Source organism: Nostoc sp. 106C, from assembly GCF_002154725.1.
Lineage (GTDB): Bacteria > Cyanobacteriota > Cyanobacteriia > Cyanobacteriales > Nostocaceae > Aulosira.
On sequence record NZ_MTAW01000076.1, the window covers coordinates 1 to 5810 of the forward strand.

Here is a 5810-nt window from a genome sequence, read left to right on the forward strand (position 1 = left end):
AAAAATGTTTGTAGTTGCGCTTTAGCGCCCTATCAATTAGAAATCTAATGCACAACTTTAGCCTAGACAGTCCACTACGTATTTTTCAAAAATCAGTCCTTCATCCACACCATGACCGCAAAAATGAACAATTTGCGGTTCTACATCTAATAATGCTCGCCGCAGATCGTTTATCCTCACAGCCCATCGAGATTGCAACTTAATTTGGTCACGATATTTAGACCGTTGCAATCCTTCTTGAATCTCACGTACTTCTAAGTCTAGGCGCAGTCTTGCTTGATCCACTGGACTAGCTGCTAGTACAAGAATTGTTTTGACCGTAGGGCTATTGCTCATGATGGGGTAAAAAAGTTATCGCCAAAACTTTATACTCAGCTTGAGATGGCTGTTCTTGTGCCAAACAGTCTATCAAACAGTTTCATTCAACTGACTGTATCAACACTTGTTAGAGAGCGATTGAGCTTGCTTTTTCTCAATGTCCAGCTGATAAAGTATATTTTGGCTTCACTTCCAAGGTGAGAATACAGGCAATTAACCACGCTAAACCTATAGCATAGCCAGCTAACACATCAGTAGGCCAGTGTACGCCCAGGTAAAGCCGACTAAAACCTATTGCCAAAATTAAGACAACACTCAAGGCTAAAATCTGTTTGCGCGATCGCGGAAATTGCTCCGCTAAAATATAACTGATGAAACCATAAATCACCATTGACACCATTGCGTGACCGCTAGGAAAACTGTGGTGACCGACATGAATAATATAATCCCACAGTGCTGGACGTGCCCTACCAAAAAGCACTTTCAGCGCATAATTTAAGCCTATGGCGCTGGCTGTGGCTAAACCTAACCTGGTAGCTTGAGGGCGACGATAATAAAGTAGATAAAATTCTACGCCCAAACAAATCAACACCAAAGCCAGTGGATTACCTAGAGAAGTAATACCAAGCATGATGCGATCTAAAAATGGGGTATGCAGGTTTTGAATGGCTAACAAAATACTTCTGTCCAGACTGTATCTATGAAGTAGCCCTGCTCCCAAGACAAAAGTACAAATAGCTCCTGATGCCAGAATTAATTGATTATTTACTTGATTTAATTGCTTGTGGGCTGAAGTTTTAGGTATTTTAGCTTTTTCTATGGCAGTGCTGATATGGGCTGTCTCTAACGTGAGTTTTCTGACTTCTTTTGCGTAATCTAAGACAATATCTTGAAGAAGTAAAGCGATCGCATTTGGGCTGAAATCTGGACGGAAAATCACCAGCACATTTCCTGTCCAACTATTAGCACTCACTTGTGCAATTCCTTCCTCTTTTGACAATCTAAATCCCAGGTAGCTTTTGAGCGCCTCCGAACCATAAAGTCCATTCACCTTATATCTAGCTCTACCTTTAACAGCGCTATGTATGGTTCTGACTAAAAGATTGTCCTGAGGAAGTTTATCAAAATTAAAAGTGCCCATTTTTCTAGTTGCGATCGGAATAAATAAAGTCCAACAATTTTGATTCAGTTAGCTGTTGCTACTATTGCGATAGTTTCCATGAGTGCGTGAATTGCTCAAATGAGAAAGCAATATCTGCTTTTGCTTACTAAAATCAACTTTACGCGTTATCTTGATGCCGCGCTCAGTTATGGCAGAGCTAGACGATGTTTACCTCTACCGACAGCTGGCGGTGCTAATGGCTGCAAGCCCAATTTCTTTTTAGTAGTTTGCGATCGCCATTGCTTGTTGGGCAAGATAAACATGATGGTAGATTTTAATCCTTTGATTAAAGTTTTCGCGCTTCTTAGTACTCGTTCCCAAGTATCTGTTTTCACCTCTCGATGCTGAATAGCTGTACGCGCTTTGTTGATGTTACGTGTACTATCAATCAGGTTGAGCAAAGCATCAAAGATGGCTCTGGCAATTGTTTTTGCTGTGACTGGGGCGGGTAAAGCTATATTTGGGGCAGTTTGAATCAGATTAACTAGATGCGATCGCATTTGCTCAGCGGAAATTACCCCTGCTTGATAATGGATCACAATGGATGCAGCTGAAGAGTTGATGCGCACATTTGTAGTCCTAGCGTCTGATTCTATCAATCGCTGGAGTTTATTGCCATAATCAGAATCTTTGGCTAGCCGAGGAATGCGAAAACGAATCCGTCCCGGAATAGCATGGACAACACTATAAGATATGTTTTGGATTGGCGTGGCTTTACTAACTACGCTCTTAGTTGTATTTTTACGTTGTTGTCGCTCTGCATCGACACCAACGTGTTTGTCAGAATTAGTCAGTTTTTTAGAAACCATAAACAAAAAACAGAGCTATTCTTCAGTATTTAAAGGGCATGTGCCTCTAATCTAGCTTCCACTTCTGTCAGGCTTCATTAAGTATCTTTAAGACCGCCTGATGCAAAATAGTATTTGTAGGGTGGGCAATGAAAAATAAAATACTTCCTTCTTGTTCCCTCTTCCCTACCTTGATGAGTTAATTCACAACTCAAATAAGATTGCTATATTCACGAATGCCAAACCTGATAAAACTCTAAATAATCCATATTTTCTGCACAGTGCCAAATCAGTTTATAACAGTCCCGGCATAGTTCTAATTTATTATCTGAGAATTTATCAAAACAGCAATTTTTCAAAGATGTAACTACTTCTGGAAAGTGTTCATTGAGCATGATTTCTTTTAAGTTATCTGCTGTATGTTTGCGAAGTTTTACACTTTGGGTTGACTTGAGCAGCTGCAATAAAGTCGTTAATGCTACTAAATTTCCTGGCTCAAGCTGTGCCAATTTGTAAGCCTTTCGTCTTTTAGTATCTTCATCCTCTGATGAGGTGATTCCTCGAAGTAATTCTGTAATCTTGGTTTTGATAGAGTAATGAGTTGATGCAGTAGATTGTTCTTGTCTCTTATTTCTTCTATTCTGGTGAAATTTTGAGGTGAGAGAAGTATTTTTTGAATTGCTTTCTATCTTATTATCAAAGTGAGATTGCTCGCCATAAAGCATAGCTAAATTCTCTAATGCTTGTCGCTTTTGGGATAGATCAATTGCAGATTCAGCGATTTTCTTGAGTGTAGAGATTGCGATCGCATTTTTGGCATCGATTTTTCCTAAGCTATAAGCGGCTTTGCGACGGGTAGATTCATTCTTGGTAGACTCGATAATTTCAATCAAGGCAGCGATCGCAATTTTATTACCCGGATCGACTCTTCCCAAACTATATGCCGCCTGCCAGCGAATTGATTCATAGCAAAGAGTGTTGGCGAGTTGTTCTAATGCGGCGATCGCAATTTTGTTACCAGGATCGAAAACCTTGCCCAAACTGTAAGCTGCATTCCAAGTGTCGAAATCGTTTTCGCTGGATTTGATGAATTTTTCTAAAGCGGCGATCGCTTTTGGGCGATCGGTTTTTAATAATGCTACTCGCGCACACTCAACAATTGGTGGTGGATATCTCCACGGTTTTTGGTCTTTATTTTGGTCTTTCAACTCGCAATAGCCAAAACGCCATTCTACTAATTGGTGGACAATTTCATCAGCTTTTTGGCAATCTGCAAACTCGGCAATTCCTTGTGCGGCTACAAAATAAGCTTGATGGCGATAATATCCTCCACAGTCGTCAGGAAACTCAATTAATGCATGGATAAATTCTTCCTTGTGCACCTGTGGGATATCATCTCGGCCTAGCCACAGCAAAATTACTTCTCGCCACTGGAGTGCAAAGATGCGGTAACTAGGAGTATCTAATGTATGGTTTAAGAAAAAATGCCAATCGTCAACAGCTTGTGCTGCAAAATATTCTTGAAACGTGGGATGGTAAAAAGCATAAACTTTTTCTCCTTGAGTTTCTGAGATACCTACCTGATTGAGCCAGCCTAACTGTAGCGCCAATTGAAATAAGCCATCATCAGCAGGCCCCAAAACCTGACAGACAAAGCGATGTCTCAAACGAAACTTGGTTTTTTCTTGAACTATAGCTAACAGTGCTAATTCTCCCAACGCTCGATTTAACTGCTGTCTTTGGGCTAAAGTTGTCGGAAAGCGATCCTGTTTCCACTCATATATAGCCTCAACAAATTGCTCATACAGCATAGCTTTAGTTGTGGGTAATCTTCCTTGCGTCAATCCCCAAGTACGACACAATAAAGCCAATCGCAGAGGATTTTTCACCGCATCCTTCAGCCGTCGCCGTTCTGGTTGGTTTAACTCTGCTTGTAAACTCTCTCCACAGGCGGGATGATCCTGAAACCACCGCCGAATAAACTGTTCCACCTGGTTGCATGAAGCTTGGGAACGCAAGGAAAATTTTTCACCATAGCTAAAATTTAGATTGCGGTAGGTGATGAAAGTTTGCAAGGCATTCTTACCTGCATCCCAAACATTCAGCCGACTGGTCAAAATTACTCTCGCATCTCCTACCCAACCATTAAGACAACTAGCAATTTTGCTTAAAGCTTGGCTAGATTCCACAGCCATTTCATCTACTGCATCCAAAAGCAACCAAACCCGTCCTTGATTAAACTGTTCGCAAAATGCTTCCTCTATTTCTGGTGGTACACGTAGCTTGCGAGTAGCTGCGGGTAGCCAATCTTGAATTAAGTACTGTTCTAAAGTCTTACCCTGTAAATCTGCCAAAGAAATCCAGATAGGCAAACCTTCAGTATTATCCAACACCCATGCGGCAACTTTTTGCAGCAAAGTAGTTTTTCCGGCTCCTGGTTCTCCGACAATGGCAATGCGCTGATTTTGTTGTTTTCCTAGTAGTTGTTGAAGAAATTCATCATGATTAAAGGTCTGGGTAATTTCCGCATCTTCTGGTTCATATAACCGTGAACCTTCTTGAGGAGTCACATCATCAACGTGACGCAGACGTTGTTTGCGTTCCACCAATCCCAAAGGCACATAAACCTGATCCAGTTCAAAACTGACACCATCAGCGCTAGTGAGAGGATTGGTAGTCAACCGTTGATGATTTTGCGCTTTTAAAGCATTAAAACAAAGCTTTTGCCAATCAGGTTGTGAGGGAGATGAAGAACTTTCTCCCCCTTGTCCTCGTTGTCCCTTTGCCCCATCCTCCCCCGCCACCTGCTTCGACTTCTCCGGCCTGCGGCGTTCCCATTCCACATCAAATTTTTGTAAATTAGCTTCTGTATCTTGGCGTTTATGCCATAGGTTGAGGGTAAAGTGCCAAGTTTCCGAACCGCCGCGAGAGGGGCGATTATCTTCGAGAATTTCTAAGAAATCTGCAAACCGCTTTAAAGCTTCTTTGATTTGTTCAACGTTTAATTGCTCTTCAGCCGATGCCAAAGTTGTCAATGCTTGCAAAAATCGCACTTTCGTTCTGACAACCAGCCGATTTTCAGATAGCCAACGAGTTTGGATTTGGGGACGCAGTGCATCTAAAGTTGCTTCATCCCTACAGGCGATCGCATCATTAGCATAAGCTAACAACACCTCTAATAAGCGCCGCGATCGCTTTTTTGCTTCTGGGCCATAACTCGGTCTTGCCATCGCTGTATTTCTTGGACTGGACAAAGTTCGCTTAATTATCCAAGTTTAGCAACTTCCCTAAAAGTCTCAACGCAGTCTAGTGCATTGTTAATGCCTCGGGTCGCGTTGTCAATACATAGCGACGTATTGTTAATGCATGGCATCGTATTGTTAATATATGGCGACGCGTTGTTAATACATTGGGTCGTATTGTTAATGCATGGCATCGTATTGTCAATACATGGCGACGTATTGTTAATGCATCGCGTCGTATTGTTAATAGACCTCTTGCACAAATAATGTAAGCATGAAAAAATACAGGTCAAAAAACAA

Annotated in this window: 4 protein-coding genes; all 4 read right to left on the reverse strand. The window is 41.5% G+C overall.

The annotated features are described in order from the left end of the window. Window positions 1-57 precede the first annotated feature (57 nt). Window positions 58-336 (reverse strand): hypothetical protein, encoded by a 279-nt coding sequence (locus BV375_RS07595; protein WP_208099078.1) that lies wholly within the window; start codon window positions 334-336, stop codon window positions 58-60. A gap of 136 nt (window positions 337-472) precedes the next feature. Next, complete coding sequence (locus BV375_RS07600; RefSeq protein ID WP_086758960.1) at window positions 473-1459, reverse strand: phosphatase PAP2 family protein; 987 nt, start codon at window positions 1457-1459, stop codon at window positions 473-475. Between the two features lie 167 nt (window positions 1460-1626). After that, window positions 1627-2289, reverse strand: coding sequence for an HMA2 domain-containing protein (locus tag BV375_RS07605; protein WP_086758963.1), 663 nt, complete (start codon window positions 2287-2289; stop codon window positions 1627-1629). Between the two features lie 209 nt (window positions 2290-2498). Next, a complete protein-coding gene (locus BV375_RS07610) occupies window positions 2499-5498 on the reverse strand; it encodes a HEAT repeat domain-containing protein (protein WP_086758965.1) in 3000 nt (999 codons plus the stop codon). Window positions 5499-5810 lie beyond the last annotated feature (312 nt).

Bases quoted from the DNA above. Each gene is read 5' to 3' on its own strand.
- BV375_RS07595 (WP_208099078.1), bottom strand. From the start codon at position 336: ATGAGCAATAGCCCTACGGTCAAAACAATTCTTGTACTAGCAGCTAGT.
- BV375_RS07600 (WP_086758960.1), bottom strand. From the start codon at position 1,459: ATGGGCACTTTTAATTTTGATAAACTTCCTCAGGACAATCTTTTAGTC.
- BV375_RS07605 (WP_086758963.1), bottom strand. From the start codon at position 2,289: ATGGTTTCTAAAAAACTGACTAATTCTGACAAACACGTTGGTGTCGAT.
- BV375_RS07610 (WP_086758965.1), bottom strand. From the start codon at position 5,498: ATGGCAAGACCGAGTTATGGCCCAGAAGCAAAAAAGCGATCGCGGCGC.